Source organism: Pseudomonas huaxiensis, from assembly GCF_003231275.1.
Taxonomy (GTDB): Bacteria; Pseudomonadota; Gammaproteobacteria; order Pseudomonadales; family Pseudomonadaceae; genus Aquipseudomonas; species Aquipseudomonas huaxiensis.
The window spans coordinates 1-22,025 of sequence record NZ_QKVL01000031.1 but is presented as its reverse complement, the minus strand read 5'-3'; the positions used below and the strand labels follow the sequence as shown (position 1 = coordinate 22,025).

Below are 22,025 nucleotides of genomic sequence, written 5' to 3'. Positions count from 1 at the left end.
TCCGCCTCGAAAGTCCAACGGCAGCCCGGGTGGCTGCCGTTGTCGTTATAATTCCCGCCATTGTGTAAATCGACAGGCTTTATCCCCTTGGAAATCATCGACAACTCGGCCGCCGAAATGGCGGCCGAAGGCTTTTTCAGAATCGCCCTGGGCGTGGAATACAAAGGCTCCCGCTATCGTGGCTGGCAGCGCCAAAGCAATGCTGTGAGTGTTCAGCAGACCCTTGAAGAAGCGCTGTCGAGGGTGGCCGATTCGCCGGTGGCGCTGCATTGCGCCGGGCGCACCGATGCCGGCGTGCACGCCTGCGGTCAGGTGGTGCATTTCGACACCCGCGCGGTGCGCAGTTCCAGGGCCTGGACCATGGGCGCCAATATCAACCTGCCCCATGACGTCAGCGTTTCCTGGGCGAAGGAGATGCCGGCGCATTTCCATGCCCGCTACAAGGCGTGTGCGCGGCGCTATCGCTACGTCATCTATAACGACGATATTCGCCCGGCGCACCTGGGTGATCAGGTCACCTGGAACCATCGGCCGCTGGATGTCGAGCGTATGGCCGAAGCCGCCGCTCAATTGGTCGGCACCCACGATTTCAGTGCCTTCCGCGCCGGCCAATGCCAGGCCAAGTCGCCGATCAAGACCCTTCACCACCTGCGCGTTACCCGCCACGGCAAGATGATCGTGCTGGATCTGCGCGCCAGTGCGTTTCTCCATCACATGGTGCGCAACATCGCTGGCGTACTGATGGCCATCGGTGCCGGCGAGCGTTCGCCGGAGTGGGCGGGGCAGGTGCTGACCAGCCTCGACCGGCGTGCTGGTGGCGTCACAGCGCATCCGTTCGGCCTGTATCTGGTGCAGGTCGAGTACCCGGAAGAGTTCGCTTTGCCTGTGCGTTTCATTGGTCCGCATTTCCTCACGGGTTTCGAGTCACTGGCGGCTGACGACCCGGCGGTCATTTGCTAACATCCGGGGCTTTCGGGATCAGTCGAGGTTCGCTGGCTATGTCTGCCGTTCGCAGCAAGATCTGCGGTATTACTCGCGTGGAAGACGCGCTGGCCGCAGCCGAAGCGGGGGCTGACGCCATTGGCCTGGTGTTCTACGCCAAGAGCCCGCGCGCGGTGAGCGTGCAGCAAGCGCGGGAAATCATCGCCGCCTTGCCGCCGTTCGTAACCACCGTGGGCCTGTTCGTCAACGCCAGCCGCTGCGAACTGAGCGAAATCCTCGAAGCCGTACCGTTGGACCTGCTGCAATTCCACGGCGATGAAACCCCGGCCGATTGCGAGGGCTACAACCGTCCCTGGATCAAGGCGCTGCGGGTCCGCCCCGGTGATGACCTGGAGGCGAGCTGCAAGCTGTACGCCAAGGCCAGCGGCATTCTCCTCGACACCTACGTGGCCGGCGTGCCCGGCGGGACGGGTGAAGCCTTCGACTGGTCGCTGGTGCCGGATCGCCTGAGCAAGCCGATCATCCTCGCCGGTGGGCTATCCCCGGACAACGTCGCTGCGGCCATCGCTCAGGTCCGGCCTTATGCGGTGGACGTCAGTGGCGGGGTAGAGCAGTCCAAGGGCATCAAGGATGCAGCGCGCATCGAAGCGTTCATCAATGCGGTGCGCCGCGGTTGAGGCGCTTGGATGTGACGGCTATCGGTGCCGCATCGTCCATAGCTTTCGCAGCCCATTGCTGCCTGGCCAGGCCCGCGGGCCGGTCGAAATTGTCGGTCGGTGCCGTTGGCATCGCCCATACAGGTTGACGATGAGTCGCACTTCGAAAGGGCTTGCGCTGAATGCGCGCCACCGGATGCGGCTGATCTTCGCGACATACACGAATTGAAGCTCAAGGGCATACGCGCGACCCGGCACCCATTGCCTGCCGGCCGCCGCTACTGGAGAAATAAAGCATGAGCAACTGGTTAGTAGACAAACTGATCCCATCGATCATGCGTTCCGAGGTGAAGAAGAGTTCGGTTCCCGAAGGCCTGTGGCACAAGTGCCCGTCCTGCGAAGCCGTGCTGTATCGTCCGGAACTGGAAAAGACCCTGGACGTCTGCCCCAAGTGCAACCACCACATGCGTATCGGCGCCCGCGCGCGCCTGAACATCTTCCTCGATCCGGAAGGCCGTAACGAGCTGGGCGCTGACCTGGAGCCGGTCGACCGCCTGAAGTTCCGCGACGGCAAGAAGTACAAGGACCGCCTGGTTGCCGCACAGAAGCAGACCGGCGAAAAAGACGCCCTGATTTCCATGAGCGGTACCCTGCTGGGCATGCCGATCGTGGTCAGCGCCTTCGAGTTCTCCTTCATGGGCGGCTCGATGGGTGCCATCGTCGGTGAGCGCTTTGTCCGCGCCGCCAACTACGCGCTGGAAAACCGCTGCCCGATGGTCTGCTTCTCCGCTTCCGGCGGTGCACGCATGCAGGAAGCGCTGATCTCCCTGATGCAGATGGCCAAGACCTCCGCCGCCCTGGCGCGCCTGCGTGAAGAAGGCATCCCGTTCATCTCCGTTCTGACCGACCCGGTCTACGGCGGCGTTTCTGCCAGCCTGGCGATGCTCGGCGACGTTATCGTCGGTGAGCCGAAAGCCCTGATCGGCTTTGCCGGCCCGCGCGTCATCGAGCAGACCGTGCGCGAAAAACTGCCGGAAGGCTTCCAGCGCAGCGAGTTCCTGCTGGAGCACGGCGCCATCGACATGATCGTTCACCGTCAGGAACTGCGTCCGCGCCTGGGTAACCTGCTGGCGCAGATGATGGGCCTGCCGACGCCGAAATTCGTTCCTTCGGCGATGGACGCGGTTGTCGTGCCACCGGCGCCTGCCACCGTATGACCCAACGTACCCTTGGCGACTGGCTCGCCTATCTCGAGCAGTTGCACCCGTCGGCCATCGACATGGGCCTTGAACGTTCCCAGCAGGTTGCAGCACGGCTCGGGCTGGGCAAACCAGCGCCTCGGGTGGTGACCGTTACCGGCACCAATGGCAAGGGTTCCACCTGCGCCTTCATCGCCGCGCTGCTCAAGGCGCAGGGGCTGAAGGTCGGCGTCTACAGCTCGCCGCACCTGCTGCGTTACAACGAGCGGGTACAGATCGATGGCCTCGAAGCCAGCGACGAGCAACTCTGCGAAGCCTTCGCCGCGGTGCAAGCCGCTCGCGGCGAAATCTCCCTGACCTACTTCGAGATGGGCACCCTGGCGGCGTTCTGGCTGTTCAGCCGTTCGGCGCTGGACGCGGTGGTCCTGGAAGTTGGTCTGGGCGGGCGGCTGGATGCGGTCAACCTGATCGACGCCGACCTCGCCGTGGTCACCAGCATCGGCGTCGACCATGCCGACTGGCTGGGCGACACCCGCGAATCGGTGGCCTTCGAGAAAGCCGGCATCTTCCGCCAGGGAAAGCCCGCGCTGTGCGGTGATCTCAATCCGCCGCAGCCGTTGCTGGACAAGGTTCGCGAGCTGGGTTGCCCGTTCTTCCTGCGCGGCCGTGACTTCGATCTGGCCAACACTGACCAGAACTGGCAGTGGCGGGGCGTTGACGCCCGTGGCGAGGTGGTCGAGCTGCGCGATCTGCCGTTGCTCGATTTGCCGATGGAAAACGCCGCGCTCGCCTTGCAGGCCTATCTGCTGCTCGACCTGCCATGGGATGCCGGACAGATCGCCCAGGCGTTGGTCGATGCCCGTATCGTCGGCCGCCTCGACCGTCGCCAGTTTGTCTGGCAGGGCAAGCAGCTGAATATCCTGCTGGATGTCGGGCACAACCCGCATGCCGCGGAATACCTGGCTGAACGCCTGGCCTCGCGGCCGGTGGCGGGCCAGCGCCTGGCGGTGTTCGGCCTGCTGGCCGACAAGGACCTGCCGGGTGTGATCCAGCCGCTGTCCCGTCAGGTCGCGCACTGGGCGGTGACCGCCCTGGATACACCGCGCAGCCGTTCGGCGGCGCAGTTGCAGGCAGCACTGGAGAACCTTGGCGCTTCGGTGCAGTCTTACTCCAGCGTTGCACAGGCTCTGGAAGGGCAGTGTGCGCAGGCGACAGCGGATGATGAAATCCTGCTGTTCGGATCATTTTTCTGTGTTGGCGAGGCCCTGCAGTGGCTGAGCCGGCAGACCCAGGGGGAAGGGGCCAATGGCGGGGCTGGATAAAGTCATCAAGCAACGGATGGTCGGCGCGCTGGTGCTGGTGGCACTGGCGGTGATTTTCCTGCCGATGCTGTTCACCAAGGAAGACGAGTTGCGCCAGGTTCGTGTCGAAGCGCCGGAAGCCCCGGCGGTACCGGCCTTGCCGCAGGTTCAGGTCGAACCGGTGCAGGTTCCGGAGCCGCAGGTGATCCCGGACAGCAGCGTCGCGGCCCAGCCGCAGACGCCGCCTTCCACGCCGATCGCGCCAGCGCCTTCGTCAGCAGTGGCCGTGGCACCCGCGCCGGAACCCCCGGCCAAGCCAGCGGCGCCGGCTCCGGCCAGCAAGCCGGCAGCAACGCCCGCGCCAACCGTCGCTACGGCGCCAACCCCGGCCAAGCCGGCCGCCCAGGCGCCGGCGTCGACCAACAAGGTCGACGGCAATGGTTTGCCGGTCAGCTGGTCGGTGCAACTGGCCAGCCTGTCCAGCCGTGCCGGCGCCGACACCCTGCAGAAAACCCTGCGTAGCCAGGGCTATAACGCTTATATCCGCTCGTCCGACGGGATGAACCGGGTCTTCGTCGGGCCGGTGATCGAGCGTGCCGAAGCCGAGCGCCTGCGTGATGTCATCAGTCGCCAGCAGAAACTCAAGGGTTTCGTGGTGCGCTTCCAGCCAGAACGAAGCTGAACTCCGCCGTCCGGCCCTGTCCGGACGGTAAATCACCGCTTACCCCCGGCCCGCCGCTCTGGTAAAATGCGCCGCCTCAACTGTTTGCAGGCCGCACCGTGGCATTTACCTGGGTCGACTGGGCGATTCTCGCGATCGTCGCCATCTCTTCACTGATCAGTCTCAAGCGCGGCTTCGTCAAGGAAGCCTTGTCACTGCTCACCTGGATCATCGCCGGCGCCGTCGCCTGGATGTTCGGGGGCGCCGCGTCGCAGTACCTCGAAAGCTATATCCAGACGCCTTCCGCCCGTGTGATTGCCGGATGCGCGATTATTTTCGTCGCCACCCTGCTGGTGGGGGCGATGATCAATTTTCTCATCGGCGAACTGATTCGCGTCACCGGCTTGTCCGGGACCGATCGCTTCCTCGGCATGGCCTTTGGCGCCGCGCGGGGAGCCTTGCTGGTGGTGGTAGCGGTCGGGCTGCTGAGCCTGGGACCGGTACAACAGGATTCGTGGTGGCAAGAGTCGCGGCTCTTGCCCCAATTTCTATTGGTGGCTGACTGGTCGAAGAACCTCATTCTGGGGTTGACCAGCCAGTGGCTAGCCAGCGGGATCAGCGCACCGGCTGATCTCCCGTTCAAGGAGCAGCTCCTGGGCCCTAAAACGCCTTGAGTGCTGTTCAGTCCAGTTTCATTAAGTAGGGGTTGCGTCGCATGTGTGGCATCGTCGGTATCGTCGGTAAGTCGAACGTCAATCAGGCGCTGTATGACGCGCTAACGGTCCTCCAGCACCGCGGCCAGGACGCTGCCGGTATTGTTACCAGCCATGATGGCCGGTTATTCCTGCGCAAGGACAACGGTCTTGTCCGTGACGTCTTCCAGCAGCGCCATATGCAGCGCCTGGTCGGTCACATGGGCATTGGCCATGTACGCTATCCAACTGCGGGCAGCTCGACCTCGGCCGAGGCCCAGCCGTTCTATGTCAACTCGCCATACGGGATCACCCTGGCGCACAACGGCAACCTGACCAACGTTGAACAGTTGGCCAAGGAGATCTACGAGTCGGACCTGCGTCACGTCAACACCAACTCCGATTCGGAAGTCCTGCTCAACGTCTTCGCCCATGAACTGGCGGTGCGTGGCAAGCTGCAGCCGACCGAAGAAGACGTGTTCGCCGCCGTCACCGACGTGCACAACCGTTGCGTCGGCGGTTACGCCGTAGTGGCGATGATCACCGGTTACGGCATCGTCGGCTTCCGCGACCCGAACGGTATCCGCCCGATCGTCTTCGGCCAGCGTCACACCGACGAAGGCGTCGAGTACATGATCGCTTCCGAGAGCGTCTCCCTGGACGTGCTCGGCTTCACCCTGATCCGCGACCTGGCACCGGGCGAAGCGGTGTACATCACCGAAGACGGCAAGCTGCACACCCGTCAGTGCGCGACCAATCCGAAACTCTCCCCGTGCATCTTCGAACACGTCTACCTGGCTCGTCCTGACTCGATCATCGACGGTGTGTCGGTGTACAAGGCGCGTCTGCGCATGGGCGAGAAGCTGGCCGAGAAGATCCAGCGCGAGCGTCCGGACCACGACATCGATGTGGTCATCCCGATTCCCGACACCAGCCGTACCGCCGCTCTCGAGCTGGCCAACCACCTGGGCGTCAAGTTCCGCGAAGGCTTCGTCAAGAACCGCTACATCGGCCGTACCTTCATCATGCCGGGCCAGGCCGCGCGGAAAAAATCCGTGCGCCAGAAGCTCAACGCCATCGAACTCGAATTCCGTGGCAAGAACGTGATGCTGGTGGACGACTCCATCGTGCGCGGCACCACCTGCAAGCAGATCATCCAGATGGCCCGCGAAGCCGGCGCGAAGAACGTGTACTTCTGTTCCGCTGCCCCGGCCGTGCGTTTCCCCAACGTCTACGGCATCGACATGCCGAGCGCCCACGAGCTGATCGCTCACAATCGCAGCACTCAGGATGTCGCCGATCTGATCGGCGCCGACTGGCTGGTCTACCAGGACCTGCCTGACCTGATCGAAGCGGTTGGCGGCGGCAAGATCAAGATCGAGCACTTCGACTGCGCGGTATTCGACGGCCAGTACGTCACCGGCGACGTCGACCAGGCCTACCTGGACAAGATCGAGCAGGCCCGCAACGACCTGGCCAAGGTCAAGACCCAGGCGGTCAGCGCGATCATCGACCTCTACAACAACTGATATAGGGAGCAACGGCATGACACAGGAATGGGATGCCGGGCGCCTGGACAGCGACCTCGAAGGGGTCGCTTTCGATACGCTGGCGGTACGCGCCGGCCAGCATCGCACGCCGGAAGGTGAGCACAGCGATCCGCTGTTCTTCACATCCAGCTACGTGTTCCGTACCGCGGCCGATGCCGCGGCGCGGTTCGCCGGCGATGTTCCAGGCAACGTCTATTCGCGTTACACCAACCCGACCGTCCGGGCCTTCGAGGAGCGCATCGCCGCTCTGGAAAGCGCCGAGCAGGCGGTCGCCACCTCCACCGGCATGGCCGCGATCCTGTCCACGGTAATGGCGCTGTGCAGCGCCGGTGACCATGTGCTGGTCTCGCAGAGCGTGTTCGGTTCGACCATCAGCCTGTTCGAGAAGTACTTCAAGCGCTTCGGCGTGCAGGTCGACTACGTGCCGCTGGCGGACCTGTCTGCCTGGGAACAGGCGATCAAGGCGAACACCAAGTTGCTGTTCGTCGAATCGCCGTCCAACCCGCTGGCCGAACTAGTGGATATCGCTGCGTTGGCCGAGGTTGCCCACGCCAAGGGCGCCATGCTGGTGGTGGACAACTGCTTCAGCACCCCGGCGCTGCAACAGCCGTTGAAGCTGGGCGCAGACATCGTCGTGCACTCGGCGACCAAGTTCATCGACGGCCAGGGCCGTTGCATGGGCGGCGTGGTTGCCGGTCGCAGCGAGCAGATGAAAGAAGTGGTGGGCTTCCTGCGCACCGCGGGTCCGTCGCTGAGTCCGTTCAACGCCTGGATCTTCCTCAAGGGCCTCGAAACCCTGAGCCTGCGCATGCGCGCCCACTGTGCCAACGCCCAGGCCCTGGCCGAGTGGCTGGAGCAGCAGGACGGCATCGAGAAGGTTCACTACGCCGGGCTGGAAAGCCATCCGCAGCACGAGCTGGCCAAGCGCCAGATGACCGGCTTCGGTGCGGTAGTGAGCTTCGAGGTCAAGGACGGCAAGGCGGGCGCATGGCGCTTCATCGACGCTACCCGGTTGATCTCGATCACCGCCAACCTCGGTGACAGCAAGACCACCATCACCCACCCGGGCACCACCTCCCACGGCCGTCTGTCGCCGCAGGAACGTGAGGCCGCCGGTATCCGCGACAGCCTGATCCGCGTCGCCGTGGGTCTGGAAGACGTGGCCGACCTCAAGGCTGACCTCGCCCGCGGACTGGCTGCACTGTGATCGACTGGTCGGTTGCCGAGAGCAGCCATAATGGCCGCGTGGCGCTGGTCACCGGTGCCGCTCGCGGCATCGGCCTGGGCATCGCCGCGTGGTTGATCGCCGAAGGCTGGCAGGTTGTCCTGACCGACCTTGACCGCGTGCGCGGGGCCAAGGTCGCCAAGGTGCTGGGCGACAATGCCTGGTTCGTCGGCATGGATGTCGCCGACGAAAACCAGGTCACCGTCGGCGTTGCCGAAGTGCTCGGCCAGTTCGGCCGCCTCGATGCACTGGTGTGCAACGCGGCGATCGCCGATCCGCACAACACCACCCTCGAAAGCCTCAGCCTCCATCACTGGAATCGCGTCCTGGCGGTCAACCTGGGCGGCCCGATGTTGCTGGCCAAGCACTGCGCGCCGTATCTGCGCGCTCATTGCGGGGCCATCGTCAATCTGGTGTCGACCCGCGCGGGCCAGTCCGAACCCGATACCGAGGCCTATGCCGCGAGCAAGGGCGGGCTGCTGGCGCTGACCCATGCGCTGGCCATGAGCCTGGGCCCGGAGATTCGCGTCAACGCCGTCAGCCCTGGCTGGATCGATGCCCGTGACCCTTCCGTGCGTCGTGCCGAGCCCTTGAGCGAGGCCGACCATGCCCAGCATCCAGCGGGCCGGGTAGGGACCGTGGAAGATGTGGCGTCGATGGTCTCGTGGCTGTTGTCGAAGAACGCGGGGTTCATCACCGGTCAGGAGTTCGTCGTCGACGGCGGCATGACCAAGAAAATGATTTATTGCTAGTAGCAAGTTTCGAGTTGCAAGCGGCAAGCGGCAAGAAGTACGCGGTGTGTTTTGCTTTTGCTTCTTCTTGCGGCTAGAAGCTTGAAGCTGAAAATGTCTTTTTTGAAAAAAACTTCAATGGGGGTATTGACTTAGGTTCGGCACCTGCGTAAATTTCGCGGCCTCAGCGAAGCAAACGTAACAAGGCAACACAGGTTACGAATTGGGTGATTAGCTCAGCCGGGAGAGCATCTGCCTTACAAGCAGAGGGTCGGCGGTTCGATCCCGTCATCACCCACCACTTCCTGAGATGTTCCTGGCCCGGGTCGATTCGAAAGAAGCGATCTACCAGAGAGGAACAGGACGCAAGTCCACACTGCGCAGCGGTAGTTCAGTCGGTTAGAATACCGGCCTGTCACGCCGGGGGTCGCGGGTTCGAGTCCCGTCCGCTGCGCCATTTTTCTCCAGATCGGTTTAACCGCCGGTTTGAGGTCCGAAGGTCTCGAAGCCTTCAGGCCAGATCCCAGTTTCAAACGGACGAAAGTCTGTGAGATACGCAGCGGTAGTTCAGTCGGTTAGAATACCGGCCTGTCACGCCGGGGGTCGCGGGTTCGAGTCCCGTCCGCTGCGCCATACTCGCCTCGAGGCCCTTGAACTCCTCGAAGCAACGAAGAAAGCGACCTTAGGGTCGCTTTTTTCGTTTCTGTTGTTTCATTTTTCAGCGCCAATGCCGCCCCCATCGCGGCTAACAGCCGCTCCTACAGGTTCCGCGTCAACCCACGGCGTAGCCCCTGCAATACGCCCCCCAGTTGCGACTAATTATTTCCACCCCCCATCCGTTCTTTTTGGAGACAAGCCCGGCCGTTGTCATGGCCGGGGCGTGCATCCACAGGAAAACGATAAATGGGCATCGATCGCGAAGCACCCGGCCTGACTCTGTTCTGCCTGCCTTATTCCGGCGCCAGCGCCATGTGCTACAGCCCCTGGCGGCAGAAGCTTCCGGCCTGGCTGCGGGTGCGCCCGCTGGAGCTGCCGGGGCGTGGCATGCGCATGGACGAGCCGCTGCAGACCGACATGGTGGCGCTCGCCAATCATCTGGCCGATGAAATCGCCGTCGAGCTGGACCGTCCCTACGCGTTGTTCGGCCATAGCCTCGGCGGCCTGCTGGCCTTCGAGCTGACCCACGTCCTGCGCCAGCGCGGCCTGCCGGCGCCGCTGGCGCTGTTCGCCTCGGCCACGGCAGGTCCGGCCCGGCGCGATGTCAGTGAATACGCCATCGAGAAAAGCGACGCCGAACTGATCGCCCGCCTGCGTGAGTTGGGCGGCACCAGCGAAAGCGTGATCGCCAACGAAGAACTGCTCGAACTGATCCTGCCGATCCTGCGCGCCGATTTCCTGCTCTGCGGCAGCTTCGCCTATGGCCGGCGCGAGCCGCTGGCAGTGCCGATCCATGTGTTTGGCGGCAAGCGCGACACGGTCAAGGTCGAGGAACTGCTCGACTGGCAGGAGGAGACCAGCACCGGTTTCTCCCTCGACATGTTCGAAGGTCATCACTTCTACCTGATCGACGAACAGGCCCACCTCCTGCGCCAGTTGCGCCGCTACGCCGACCAGCATCTGGCGCGCTGGCGCAACCGCAAGGCCCTGCAACCCGCCCGCGCGGCCGGTTGAGCCGCACTGCTGCACACGCGCCGGCCGCCGCAGGCGCGTTTTCTTTTCGATACCCCGACCCCTTTTTTGCCAAGCCGAATCTAGCAGGAACCCATCATGGATGCGTTTGAACTCCCAGCCACCCTGGCTCAGTCCCTTCAACGTCGCGCCGCACAGACGCCGGACAAACTGGCGCTGCGGTTTCTTTCCGACGAAAAGGACCAGGGCCTCGTGCTGACCTACCGTGACCTGGACCTGCGTGCGCGGACCATCGCTGCGGCCCTGCAGTCCCAGGCCACGCTGGGTGACCGGGCGATCCTGCTGTTTCCCAGTGGCCCGGACTACGTCGCGGCGTTCTACGGCTGCCTGTACGCCGGCGTGATCGCGGTGCCGGCCTATCCGCCGGAGTCCAATCGCCGGCATCACCAGGAGCGCCTGCTGTCGATCATCGCCGACGCCGAGCCGAGCCTGGTGCTGACTGCCTCGGCCCTGCGCGAGAGCCTGTTGGAAGTAGCAGAACTGGCCGCCGACGGCGCTCCGACGCTGCTCTGCGTCGATACCCTGGACAGCGCGCCGGCTGATGCCTGGCAAGCACCGGAACTGACCGGCGAGCACATCGCGTTCCTGCAATACACCTCGGGTTCCACCGCGCTGCCCAAGGGCGTGCAGGTCAGCCACGGCAATCTGGTGGCCAACGAAAAACTGATCCGCCATGGCTTTGGCATCGACATCAACCCGGACGACGTAATCGTCAGCTGGCTGCCGCTGTACCACGACATGGGCCTGATCGGCGGCCTGTTGCAACCGATCTTCAGCGGCGTGCCGTGCGTGCTGATGGCCCCGGCGTACTTCCTGAGCCGGCCACTGCGCTGGCTGGAAGCGATCAGCGACTACAAGGGCACCATCAGCGGCGGCCCGGACTTCGCCTACCAGCTCTGCGCCGCACGGGTCAGCGATTCGGCGCTGGCCCGGCTCGACCTGAGTGGCTGGCGTGTGGCCTATTCCGGCTCCGAGCCGATCCGCCTGGACAGCCTTGACGCGTTCGCCGAGAAGTTCGCCGGCTGCGGTTTCAACGCCAGCAGCTTCTTCGCTTCCTATGGCCTGGCCGAGGCGACCCTGTTCGTCGCGGGCGGCAAGCGTGGCCAGGGCATTCCGCACCTGCGTCTGGACGAGCAGGCGCTGGCGCGCAATACCGCCGAGCCGGGGCAGGGCAGCCCGGTGATGAGCTGCGGCACCAGCCAGCCGGAACACGGCGTGCTGATCGCCGATTCACAAAGCCTGGCGGAACTGGGCGAAAACCAGGTCGGCGAAGTCTGGGCCTGCGGCCCGAGCATTGCCCACGGCTACTGGCGCAACCCCGAGGCCACGGCCAAGACCTTCGTCCAGCATGCCGGCCAGACCTGGCTGCGCACCGGTGACCTGGGCTTCATCCGCGACGGCGAGCTGTACATCACCGGTCGCCTGAAAGACATGCTGATCGTCCGCGGCCAGAACATTTATCCACAGGACATCGAACAGACCATCGAGCGTGAAGTGGACGTGGTGCGCAAGAGCCGCATCGCCGCCTTCGCGGTCACCCAGGACGGTGTCGAGGGTATCGGCATCGCCGCCGAAATCGGCCGCGCCGTGCAGAAAAGCGTACCTGCCGACGAGTTGATCAAGCGCCTGCGCCATGCCGTGGCCGACGCCTTCCAGCAAGCCCCGAGCGTGGTGGTGCTGCTCAATCCCGGCGCCTTGCCGAAGACCTCCAGCGGCAAGCTGCAACGCTCCGCCTGCCGCACCCGCCTGGCCGATGGCAGCCTCGACAGCTACGCGGTGTTCCCGCAGCAAGCGGGCGCGACCAAGGCCAGTGACGCGGTGTTGGCCCAGTCCAATCTGCAGGAACTGGTGGCGCGCACCTGGCGCGAGCACCTGCAGGTCGAAGACCTCGCTGCCGACGATCACTTCTTCCTGTTGGGCGGCAACTCCATCGTGGCGACACAAGTGGTCGCCAGCCTGCGTGAAGCGCTGGGCATCGAGTTGAACCTGCGCCTGCTGTTTGAAGCGCCGACCCTCGAAGGTTTCGTTGCCGCCATTGAAGGCGTGCAGTCCGGAGCCCAAACCCAGGACGGCATCGCCCGCCTGGCCGGCGACGAAGGGCTGCCGCAATCCCTGGCACAGAACCGCCTGTGGTTCACCTGGCAACTCGACCCGCAAAGCAGCGCCTACAACATCCCTGCGGGCCTGAACCTGCGTGGCGAATTGGACGAAAACGCCCTGCGCAGCGCCTTCCAGCACTTGGTAGAGCGCCACGAATCGCTGCGCACGCGCTTCTACGAAGACGACGGCGTGGCCTTGCAGCGGATCGACGCCGCCAGCCCGCTGGCAATCTCGCGTATTGACCTCAGCGAACTTGAAGACGATGAGCGCCGCTCCCGCGCCCTGGCGATTCGTGAGGAACAGGCGTGCCTGCCGTTCGATCTGGAAAACGGCCCGCTGCTGCGGGTGCAACTGGTGTGCCTGGACGAGCAGGAGCATCAACTGCTAGTGACCATGCACCACATCATCGCTGACGGCTGGTCGCTGAACGTGTTGATCGACGAGTTCTCGCGCCTCTATGCCGCCGCCGTGCAAGACCAGCCGCTGCTGCTGGAGCCGCTGCCGGTGCGTTACGCCGACTACGGTCAGTGGCAGCGCGAGTGGCTGGCTCGCGGTGAAGCCCAGCGCCAACTGGATTACTGGAAAGCGCAGTTGGGTGACGAGCAGCCGAGCCTGAGTCTCGCCACCGACCATCCGCGTTCCGCCCGCCAGCAACACAGCGCCGCGCGTTACAGCCTGCGTCTGAGCGCCGAGTTGAGCAGCGCGCTGAAAGACGCGGCACAACGCAATCAATCGACGCCGTTCATGCTGTTGCTGGCCGGCTTCCAGAGCTTGCTGCACCGCTACAGCGGCCAGACCGACATCCGCATCGGCGTCCCTGGCGCCAACCGTCCGCGCCTGGAAACCCAGGGCCTGATCGGCTTCTTCATCAACACCCTGGTGCTGCGCGCCGAGCTGGAAGCACGCCTGCCATTCGCGCAACTGCTGGCCCGCACCCGACAGACCGCGCTGGAAGCCCAGGCCAATCAGGACCTGCCCTTCGACCAATTGGTCGAGGCCTTTCCCCAGGCCCGCGAACAGGGTCTGTTCCAGGTCATGTTCAACCACCAGCAGCGCGACCTGAGCGCCTTGCGCCGCCTGCCGGGCCTGCTCGCCGACGAGTTGCCGTGGCACAGCCGCGAAGCCAAGTTCGACCTGCAACTGCACAGTGAAGAGGACCGCAACGGGCGCATCAGCCTGTCGTTCGACTACGCCGACGAACTGTTCGAGCGCGCGACCATCGTCCGCCTCGCCGCGCATTACGTGCGCCTGCTGACCCAAGTCAGCGCCGACGCCGATATCGCCCTCGGTGACCTGCAACTGCTGGACGCCGCCGAAGTGGCCCGTCAGCAAGACTGGAGCGTCGCGCCTTGCACTGCGGCCAGCCGCTGGCTGCCGGAACTGCTCAATGAACAGGCCCTGCGCAGCCCCGAGCGTACCGCGCTGGTGTGGGACGGCGGCAGCCTCGACTTTGCCGGCCTGCACGTTCAGGCCAACCGCCTGGCCAACTACCTGCGCGACAAGGGCGTCGGCCCGGATGTGAAAGTGGCGATCGCCGTGGAGCGTTCGCCGCAACTGCTGGTCGGCCTGCTGGCGATCATCAAGGCCGGTGGCGCCTATGTGCCGCTGGACCCGGATTACCCGAGCGAGCGCCTGGCCTACATGCTGGCCGACAGCGGCGTGTCGCTGCTGCTGACCCAGAGCCATCTGCTCGGCGACATGCCGAGCGCTGAAGGCGTCAGCGCCATCGCCCTCGACACCCTCAAACTGGACAACTGGCCGAGCCACGCACCGGGCCTGCACCTGCATGGCGACAACCTCGCCTACGTGATCTACACCTCCGGTTCCACTGGCCAGCCGAAAGGGGTTGGCAACACTCACGCGGCCCTGGCCGAGCGCCTGCAATGGATGCAGGCCACCTACCAGTTGAACGATGCCGACGTGCTGATGCAGAAGGCGCCGATCAGCTTCGACGTGTCGGTGTGGGAGTGCTTCTGGCCGCTGATCACCGGCTGCACGCTGGTCATCGCCGGCCCCGGCGAACACCGCGATCCGCACCGCATCGCCCAACTGGTCCGGCAGCATGGCGTGACCACGCTGCACTTCGTGCCGCCGCTGCTGCAACTGTTTATCGACGAGCCGCTGACCGCCGGCTGCGACAGCCTGCGCCGGGTGTTCTCCGGTGGTGAGGCGCTGCCCGCCGAGCTGCGCAACCGCGTCCTGGCGCAACTGCCCAACGCGCAATTGCACAACCGTTACGGCCCGACCGAAACCGCGATCAACGTCACTCACTGGCACTGCCAGACCAGCGATGGCGCGCGTTCGCCGATTGGCCGCCCGCTGGGCAACGTGATCTGCCGCGTGCTGGATGGTGAGCTGAATGCCCAGCCGGAAGGCGTCGCCGGTGAGCTGTGCATCGGCGGCATCGGTCTGGCTCGCGGTTATCTGGGCCGTGCCGGGCTGACCGCCGAACGCTTCGTGCCGGACGCTGCCGGTGAGCCGGGCGCTCGTCTGTACCGCACCGGCGACCGCGTGCGCTGGGCCGCCGATGGCGCGCTGGAATACTTCGGTCGCCTCGACCATCAGGTAAAGCTGCGCGGCTTCCGCGTCGAACCGCAGGAAATCGAAGCGCGCTTGCTGGCGCTGGAAGGCGTTGGACAGGCGGCGGTGCTGGTTCGCGAAACCGTCGCCGGCCCGCAACTGGTGGGCTACTTCACCGCCGAGGCGAGCGAGGAGGGCGAGGCCGCGCAAGTGGCGCGACTCAAGGCCGAGCTGGCGCTGGAACTACCGGAATACATGGTGCCGGCGCAACTGATGCGCCTCGACGCCATGCCCCTCGGCCCGAGCGGCAAGCTGGACCGTCGTGCGCTGCCAGAACCGCAATGGCAATCCCGCGAGCACATCGAGCCGCAAACCGAGCTGGAACAGCGCATCGCCGCGATCTGGCGCGACGTGCTGGGCGTGCCGCGCATCGGCCTTGCCGATGACTTCTTCGAACTGGGCGGCCACTCGCTGCTGGCGACCCAGATCATTTCCCGCGTGCGTCAGAGCTGCGACGTCGAGCTGCCGTTGCGGGTGCTGTTCGAGCACCGCGAACTGGGCGATTTCGCCGCCCGTGTCGCGGCCCTGCACGCCGCCGGCGAGCGCAACAGCCAGCAGCCGATCGGCCAGGTCGATCGCCGCCAGACGGTGCCGCTGTCCTACTCGCAACAGCGCATGTGGTTCCTCTGGCAGATGGAGCCGGACAGCCCGGCGTACAACGTCGGCGGCATGGCGCGTCTGAGTGGCGCGTTCGATATCGGCTGCTTCGAGGCCGCATTGCAGGCGCTGATCCTGCGCCACGAAACCCTGCGCACCACCTTCCCGAGCGTCAACGGCGTGGCCTGCCAGAAGGTCTCGGAAGAGACCGGCGTGGCCATGCAATGGCTGGATATCTCGGCACTGCCCGCTGCCGAGCGCCAGGTGCGTCTGCAAGCCTTCGCCGACAGCGAAGCGCACACACCGTTCGACCTGGAAACCGGCCCGCTGCTGCGCGCCTGCCTGGTCAAGGCTGGCGAGCAGGAACACTACTTCGTCCTGACCCTGCACCACATCGTCACCGAAGGCTGGGCGATGGACATCTTTGCCCGCGAACTGGGCCTGCTCTACGAAGCCTTCCTCGACGGCAAGCCGTCGCCGCTGGAACCGCTGGCGGTGCAGTATCTCGACTACAGCGTGTGGCAGCGCCAGTGGCTGGAATCCGGCGAGCGCCAGCGCCAACTGGATTACTGGACCGCGCAACTGGGCAAGGAACATCCGCTGCTGGAATTGCCCGGCGACCGTCCGCGTCCGGCGGTGCAGAGTCACCAGGGCGAGCTGTTCCGCTTCGACCTCGCCGATGACCTGGCCGGCCGCGTGCGCGCCTTCAATGCCAAGAATGGCCTGACCCTGTTCATGACCATGACCGCCGCCCTGGCGGTGCTGCTCTACCGCTACAGCGGCCAGACCGACCTGCGCATCGGCGCGCCGGTGGCCAACCGTATCCGCCCGGAAAGCGAAGGGCTGATCGGCGCCTTCCTCAACACCCAGGTGCTGCGCGTGCAACTCGACGGGCAGATGAGCGTCGGCGAGCTGTTCGAACAGGTCCGCCACACCGTGATCGAAGGCCAGTCGCACCAGGACCTGCCGTTCGACCATCTGGTGGAAGCCCTGCAACCGCCGCGTAGCGCCGCCTGGAACCCGTTGTTCCAGGTGATGTGCAACGTGCAGCGCTGGGAATTCCAGCAAAGCCGCGAGCTGGCGGGCATGACCGTCGAATACCTGGTCAACGATGCCCGAGCGACCAAGTTCGACCTCAACCTGGAAGTCACCGAACTGGATCACCGCCTGGGTTGCTGCCTGACCTACAGCACCGACCTGTTCGATGAGCCGCGCATCGCTCGCATGGCCGGCCACTGGCGCAACCTGCTGCAAGCGCTGCTGGACAACCCGCAACAGCGCCTCGGCGAACTACCGCTGCTGGATGACAGCGAGCGCCAGGGCCTGATCGACAGTCTCGCTGCCGAGCCGGGCGAGCAGCGTCTGGACCAATGCATCCACAGCCTGTTCAGCCAGCGCGTGCACGCCAACCCTAACGCCGGCGCGCTGACCTTCCGTGGCCAGACCCTCAGCTACGGCGAGCTGGACGCCCAGGTCAACCGCCTGGCCTGGATGCTCCGCGAGCGTGGCGTCGGCCCGCAGGTGCGGGTCGGCCTGGCGCTGGAGCGTTCGCTGGAAATGGTCATCGGCCTGCTGGCGATCCTCAAGGCCGGCGGCGCCTATGTGCCGCTGGACCCGGAATACCCGCTGGAACGCCTGCAATACATGATCAAGGACAGCGGCGTGCGCCTGCTGCTCAGCAACGCGGCGCTGCTCGACGCCCTCGGCGAACTGCCCGACGGCGTGGCGCGCTGGAGCCTGGAAGACGACCTGCCGAAACTGGCCGGCTACCCGCAGAGCGAACCGCCGTTCATCAGCCTGCCGCAGCATCAGGCGTACCTGATCTACACCTCCGGTTCCACCGGCCTGCCGAAAGGCGTGGTGGTCAGCCATGGCGAAATTGCCATGCACTGCCAGGCGGTGATCAAGCGCTTCGATATGCGCCCGGACGACTGCGAACTGCATTTCTATTCGATCAACTTCGACGCCGCCACCGAGCGCCTGCTGGTGCCCTTGCTGACCGGTTCGCGGCTGGTGCTGCGTGCCCAGGGTCAGTGGGACGCCGAGGAAATCTGCACGCTGATCCGCGAGCAGGGCGTGACCATTCTCGGCTTCACGCCGAGCTACGGCAGCCAGTTGGCGCAGTGGCTGGCGACCCAGCAACAACGCCTGCCGGTACGCATGTGCATCACCGGTGGCGAAGCGCTGACCGGCGAGCACCTGCAACGGATTCGCGCGGCCTTCGCGCCGGCGCTGTTCTTCAACGCCTACGGCCCGACCGAGACCGTGGTCATGCCGCTGGCCTGCCTGTCGCCGGCCGAGCTGGACGAGGGCCAGGCCAGTGTGCCGATCGGCAGCGTGGTGGGCGCGCGGGTGGCGTATATCCTCGACACTGACCTGGCGCTGGTGCCGCAAGGCGCCACCGGTGAGCTGTATGTTGGCGGCGCCGGTCTCGCGGTCGGTTACCACGAACGGGCGGGGCTGACCGCCGAGCGTTTTGTCGCCGATCCGTTCGCCAGCAATGGCGGCCGTCTGTACCGCACCGGCGACCTGGTGCGCCAGCGTGCCGACGGTCAGGTCGAATACATCGGCCGGGTTGACCATCAGGTGAAAATCCGCGGCTTCCGTATCGAACTGGGCGAAATCGAAACCCGTCTGCTGGACCACCCGGCCATTCGCGAAGCGGTGGTGCTGGCGCTGGAAACGCCGGCGGGCAAGCAATTGGCCGGTTATCTGGTCAGCGATGTGGCCAATCAAGACGAGGCGCAACAGGCGCATCTGCGCGAAGCGCTCAAAGCGGCCCTCAAGGCGCAACTGCCGGACTACATGGTGCCGACCCACCTGATCCTGCTGGACGCCATGCCGCTGACCGCCAACGGCAAGCTCGACCGCCGCGCCTTGCCGGCGCCGGATCCGGAGCTGAACCGCCAGCACTATGTGGCGCCGAGCAGCGAGCTGGAACTGACCCTGGCGCGGATCTGGGGCGAAGTCCTCAACGTCGCCCAGGTCGGCCTCAACGACAACTTCTTCGAACTGGGCGGCGACTCGATCCTGTCGATCCAGGTGGTCAGCCGTGCCCGTGCGGCCGGCATCCACTTCAGCCCCCGCGACCTGTTCCAGCACCAGACCGTGCAGAGCCTCGCGGCGGTGGCCACCACGCAAGAACTGGTCAGCGCCGAACAGGGCCTGCTCAGCGGCACCTCGGGCCTGACGCCGATCCAGCACTGGTTCTTCGAGACTCCGATCGCCAACCGTCAGCACTGGAACCAGGCGGTACTGCTGGAGCCGACCCTCACCCTGCAGGCCTCGCTGCTGGAACAGGCGCTGAACGCGGTGCAGCACCAACACGACGCCCTGCGCCTGCGCTTCAGCGAGCGTGACGGGCAGTGGCAGGCGCAGTTCAGCGAGAGCACCGGCGATAGCCTGTTGCGGGTGGCGCAAGTCACCGACATGGCCCAGTGCGCGGCACTGTTCGACGACACCCAGCGCAGCCTCGACCTTGTGCACGGCCCGCTGCTGCGTGCCTTGCTGGTGGACGGCCCGCAAGGCCAGCAGCGCCTGCTGCTGGCCATCCATCACCTGGTGGTGGACGGCGTGTCCTGGCGTGTCTTGCTGGAAGACCTGCAAACCGCCTACCGCCAATTGCAGGTCGGCGATGCCGTGCAACTGCCGGCCAAGACCAGCGCGATGCGCGACTGGGCGGCACGCCTGCACACCTACGCGGCGAGCGAATCGCTGCGCGAAGAACGCGACTGGTGGCAAGCGCAACTGGCGGGCGCCGCCCTGCAACTGCCGGGCACCGACCTCAACGGCGGCCAGCAGAACCTGCACGCCGCCACCGTCAGCGTGCGCCTGGACGCCCAGCGCACTCGTCAGCTACTGCAAGACGCCCCGGCGGCGTACCGCACGCAGATCAACGACCTGCTGCTGACCGCCCTGGCCCGCGTGCTGTGCCAGTGGACCGGACAGGCGTCTGCGCTGGTCCAGCTTGAAGGCCATGGCCGCGAAACCTTGTTCGACGAGATCGACCTGACCCGCAGTGTCGGCTGGTTCACCAGTGCCTACCCGCTGCGCCTGACCCCGGTGACGAACGACGCCGCCGCGTCGATCAAGGCGATCAAGGAACAACTGCGCCAGGTGCCGCACAAAGGCCTCGGCTACGGCGTGCTGCGCTATCTCGGCGACGACGCCAGTCGTGCGGCGATGCAGGCGCTGCCGCTGGCGCCGGTCACCTTCAACTACCTCGGCCAGTTCGACCAGAGCTTTGCCAGCGACGCGCTGTTCCGTCCGCTGGAGGAGTCCGCCGGCACCGCCCATGACCCGCACGCGCCGCTGCCCAACGAACTGAGCATCGATGCCCAGGTCTATGCCGGCGAATTGGTGCTGCGCTGGACCTTCAGTGGCGAGCGCCACTCAAGCGCGGCCATCGACACGCTGGCCAACGCCTACCTTGCGCAGTTGCAGGCACTGGTCGAGCACTGCGTCACCGCGGGCAATGGCGGCCTGACACCGTCGGACTTCCCGCTGGCCAGTCTGACCCAGGTGCAACTCGACGCACTGCCGGTGCCGGCGGCGCGGATCGAGGACGTCTACCCGCTGACCCCGATGCAGGAGGGCATGCTCCTGCACACCCTGCTGGAACCGGGCACCGGCCTGTACTACATGCAGGACCGCTACCGCATCAACAGCGCCCTCGACCCCGAGCGTTTCGCCCAGGCCTGGCAGGCTGTGGTGGCCCGTCATGAAGCGCTGCGCGCGTCGTTCTGCTGGGATGTCGGGCAGACCATGCTGCAGGTTATCCACAAGGCGGGCGATACCGCCGTCGAATACCTCGACTGGCGCGACGTGCCGGCGGATGAGCAGGAGCCGCGTCTGCAAGCGCTGCACAAGCGCGAGCGCGAGGCCGGTTTCGATCTGCTGCACCAGGCGCCGTTCCACCTGCGCCTGATCCGCGTCGGCGAGGCGAACTACTGGTTCATGATGAGCAACCACCACATCCTGATCGATGCCTGGTGCCGTTCGCTGCTGATGAACGACTTCTTCGATATCTACATGGCCCTCGGCGAGGGCCGCGAGGCACAACTGTCGCCGCCGCCGCGCTACCGCGACTACATCGGCTGGCTGCAACAGCGTGGCCTGGAGCAGGCGCGCAACTGGTGGCGCGACAACCTGCGCGGCTTCGAGCGGCCGACGCCGATCCCGAGCGACCGGCCTTATCTGCGCGAACATGCCAGCGAGCATGGCGGCATGATCGTCGGCGACGTCTACACCCGCCTCGAGGTGAAAGACGGCGCCCGCCTGCGCGAGTTGGCGCAGCAGCATCAACTGACCGTCAACACCTTCGCCCAGGCGGCGTGGGCCCTGACCCTGCGGCGCATGAGCGGCGACCGTGACGTGCTGTTCGGCGTCACCGTGGCCGGGCGTCCGGTGGACATGCCGCAGATGCAGCGCACCGTCGGCCTGTTCATCAACACCATTGCCCTGCGCGTCGGCCTGCCGCGCGACGGCCAGCGCCAGAGCGTGCGCCAGTGGCTGACCGGCCTGCTGGACAGCAACATGGAACTGCGCGAGTACGAATACCTGCCGCTGGTGAACATCCAGGAAAACAGCGAACTGCCCAAGGGCATGCCGCTGTTCGACAGCCTGTTCGTGTTCGAGAATGCCCCGGTGGAAGTCTCGGTGCTGGACCGTGCGCAAAGCCTCAATGCCACCTCGGACTCGGGCCGGACCCACACCAACTACCCGCTGACCGCCGTCTGCTACCCGGGCGACGACCTTGGCCTGCACCTGTCCTACGACCAGCGTTACTTCGATGAATCCACCGTCACCGGCATGCTCGCCGAGTTCAAGCGCCTGCTGCTGGCGCTGGTGGAAGGCTTCCATGGCGATATGGCCGAGCTGCCGTTGCTGGGCGAGGCCGAGCGTGAATTCCTGGTGCAGGGCTGCAATCAGAGCGCTCATGATTACCCGCTGGAACGCAGTTATGTGGCGCTGTTTGAAGAGCGAGTGGCCGCGCATCCAGAGCGTATTGCCGTCTCGTGCCTGGAGCGTCAGGACACCTACGCCGAACTCAACGCCGCTGCCAACCGCCTTGGCCATGCGCTGATCGCGGCGGGCGCTGGC

The 22,025-nt window shown here is 65.4% G+C and carries 11 protein-coding genes and 3 tRNA genes; all 14 read left to right on the top strand.

Annotation, left to right across the window (positions count from 1 at the left end; genetic code table 11):
• Positions 1-117: 117 nt before the first annotated feature.
• The gene (gene truA / locus DM374_RS24470; RefSeq protein WP_110972228.1) at positions 118-960 is read left to right on the top strand and encodes a tRNA pseudouridine(38-40) synthase TruA; all 843 of its coding nucleotides are present in this window, start codon (positions 118-120) and stop codon (positions 958-960) included.
• Between the two features lie 38 nt (positions 961-998).
• The gene (locus tag DM374_RS24465) at positions 999-1,619 is read left to right on the top strand and encodes a phosphoribosylanthranilate isomerase (RefSeq protein ID WP_110972193.1); all 621 of its coding nucleotides are present in this window, start codon (positions 999-1,001) and stop codon (positions 1,617-1,619) included.
• Positions 1,620-1,894: 275 nt separating this feature from the next.
• The gene (gene accD / locus DM374_RS24460; protein ID WP_110972192.1) at positions 1,895-2,815 is read left to right on the top strand and encodes an acetyl-CoA carboxylase, carboxyltransferase subunit beta; all 921 of its coding nucleotides are present in this window, start codon (positions 1,895-1,897) and stop codon (positions 2,813-2,815) included.
• The gene (gene folC, locus DM374_RS24455) at positions 2,812-4,119 is read left to right on the top strand and encodes a bifunctional tetrahydrofolate synthase/dihydrofolate synthase (protein ID WP_110972191.1); all 1,308 of its coding nucleotides are present in this window, start codon (positions 2,812-2,814) and stop codon (positions 4,117-4,119) included. The genes accD and folC overlap by 4 nt, the downstream gene beginning before the upstream one ends.
• Positions 4,103-4,780: an SPOR domain-containing protein gene (locus tag DM374_RS24450; RefSeq protein WP_110972190.1), complete on the top strand. Its 678-nt coding sequence runs from the start codon at positions 4,103-4,105 to the stop codon at positions 4,778-4,780. The genes folC and DM374_RS24450 overlap by 17 nt, the downstream gene beginning before the upstream one ends.
• 98 nt (positions 4,781-4,878) lie before the next feature.
• Positions 4,879-5,433, top strand: coding sequence for a CvpA family protein (locus DM374_RS24445; protein WP_095155650.1), 555 nt, complete (start codon positions 4,879-4,881; stop codon positions 5,431-5,433).
• 41 nt (positions 5,434-5,474) lie between these two features.
• Positions 5,475-6,980, top strand: a complete 1,506-nt coding sequence (gene purF / locus DM374_RS24440) for an amidophosphoribosyltransferase (RefSeq protein WP_095155651.1) — start codon at positions 5,475-5,477, stop codon at positions 6,978-6,980.
• 16 nt (positions 6,981-6,996) lie between these two features.
• Positions 6,997-8,208 (top strand): O-succinylhomoserine sulfhydrylase, encoded by a 1,212-nt coding sequence (locus DM374_RS24435; RefSeq protein WP_110972189.1) that lies wholly within the window; start codon positions 6,997-6,999, stop codon positions 8,206-8,208.
• On the top strand, positions 8,205-8,978 hold the full coding sequence (locus DM374_RS24430) for an SDR family oxidoreductase (protein WP_110972188.1): 774 nt from the start codon (positions 8,205-8,207) through the stop codon (positions 8,976-8,978). The genes DM374_RS24435 and DM374_RS24430 overlap by 4 nt, the downstream gene beginning before the upstream one ends.
• A 204-nt stretch (positions 8,979-9,182) precedes the next feature.
• Positions 9,183-9,258: transfer RNA gene (locus tag DM374_RS24425), tRNA-Val, on the top strand.
• Positions 9,259-9,337: 79 nt separating this feature from the next.
• Positions 9,338-9,414 (top strand) — tRNA-Asp (locus DM374_RS24420).
• Positions 9,415-9,513: 99 nt separating this feature from the next.
• Positions 9,514-9,590, top strand: a tRNA-Asp gene (locus DM374_RS24415).
• Between the two features lie 270 nt (positions 9,591-9,860).
• The gene (locus DM374_RS24410) at positions 9,861-10,628 is read left to right on the top strand and encodes a thioesterase II family protein (RefSeq protein WP_110972187.1); all 768 of its coding nucleotides are present in this window, start codon (positions 9,861-9,863) and stop codon (positions 10,626-10,628) included.
• A gap of 93 nt (positions 10,629-10,721) precedes the next feature.
• Positions 10,722-22,025 (top strand): non-ribosomal peptide synthase/polyketide synthase (locus DM374_RS24405; protein WP_177431602.1); only part of this gene is annotated, 11,304 nt, incomplete at its 3' end.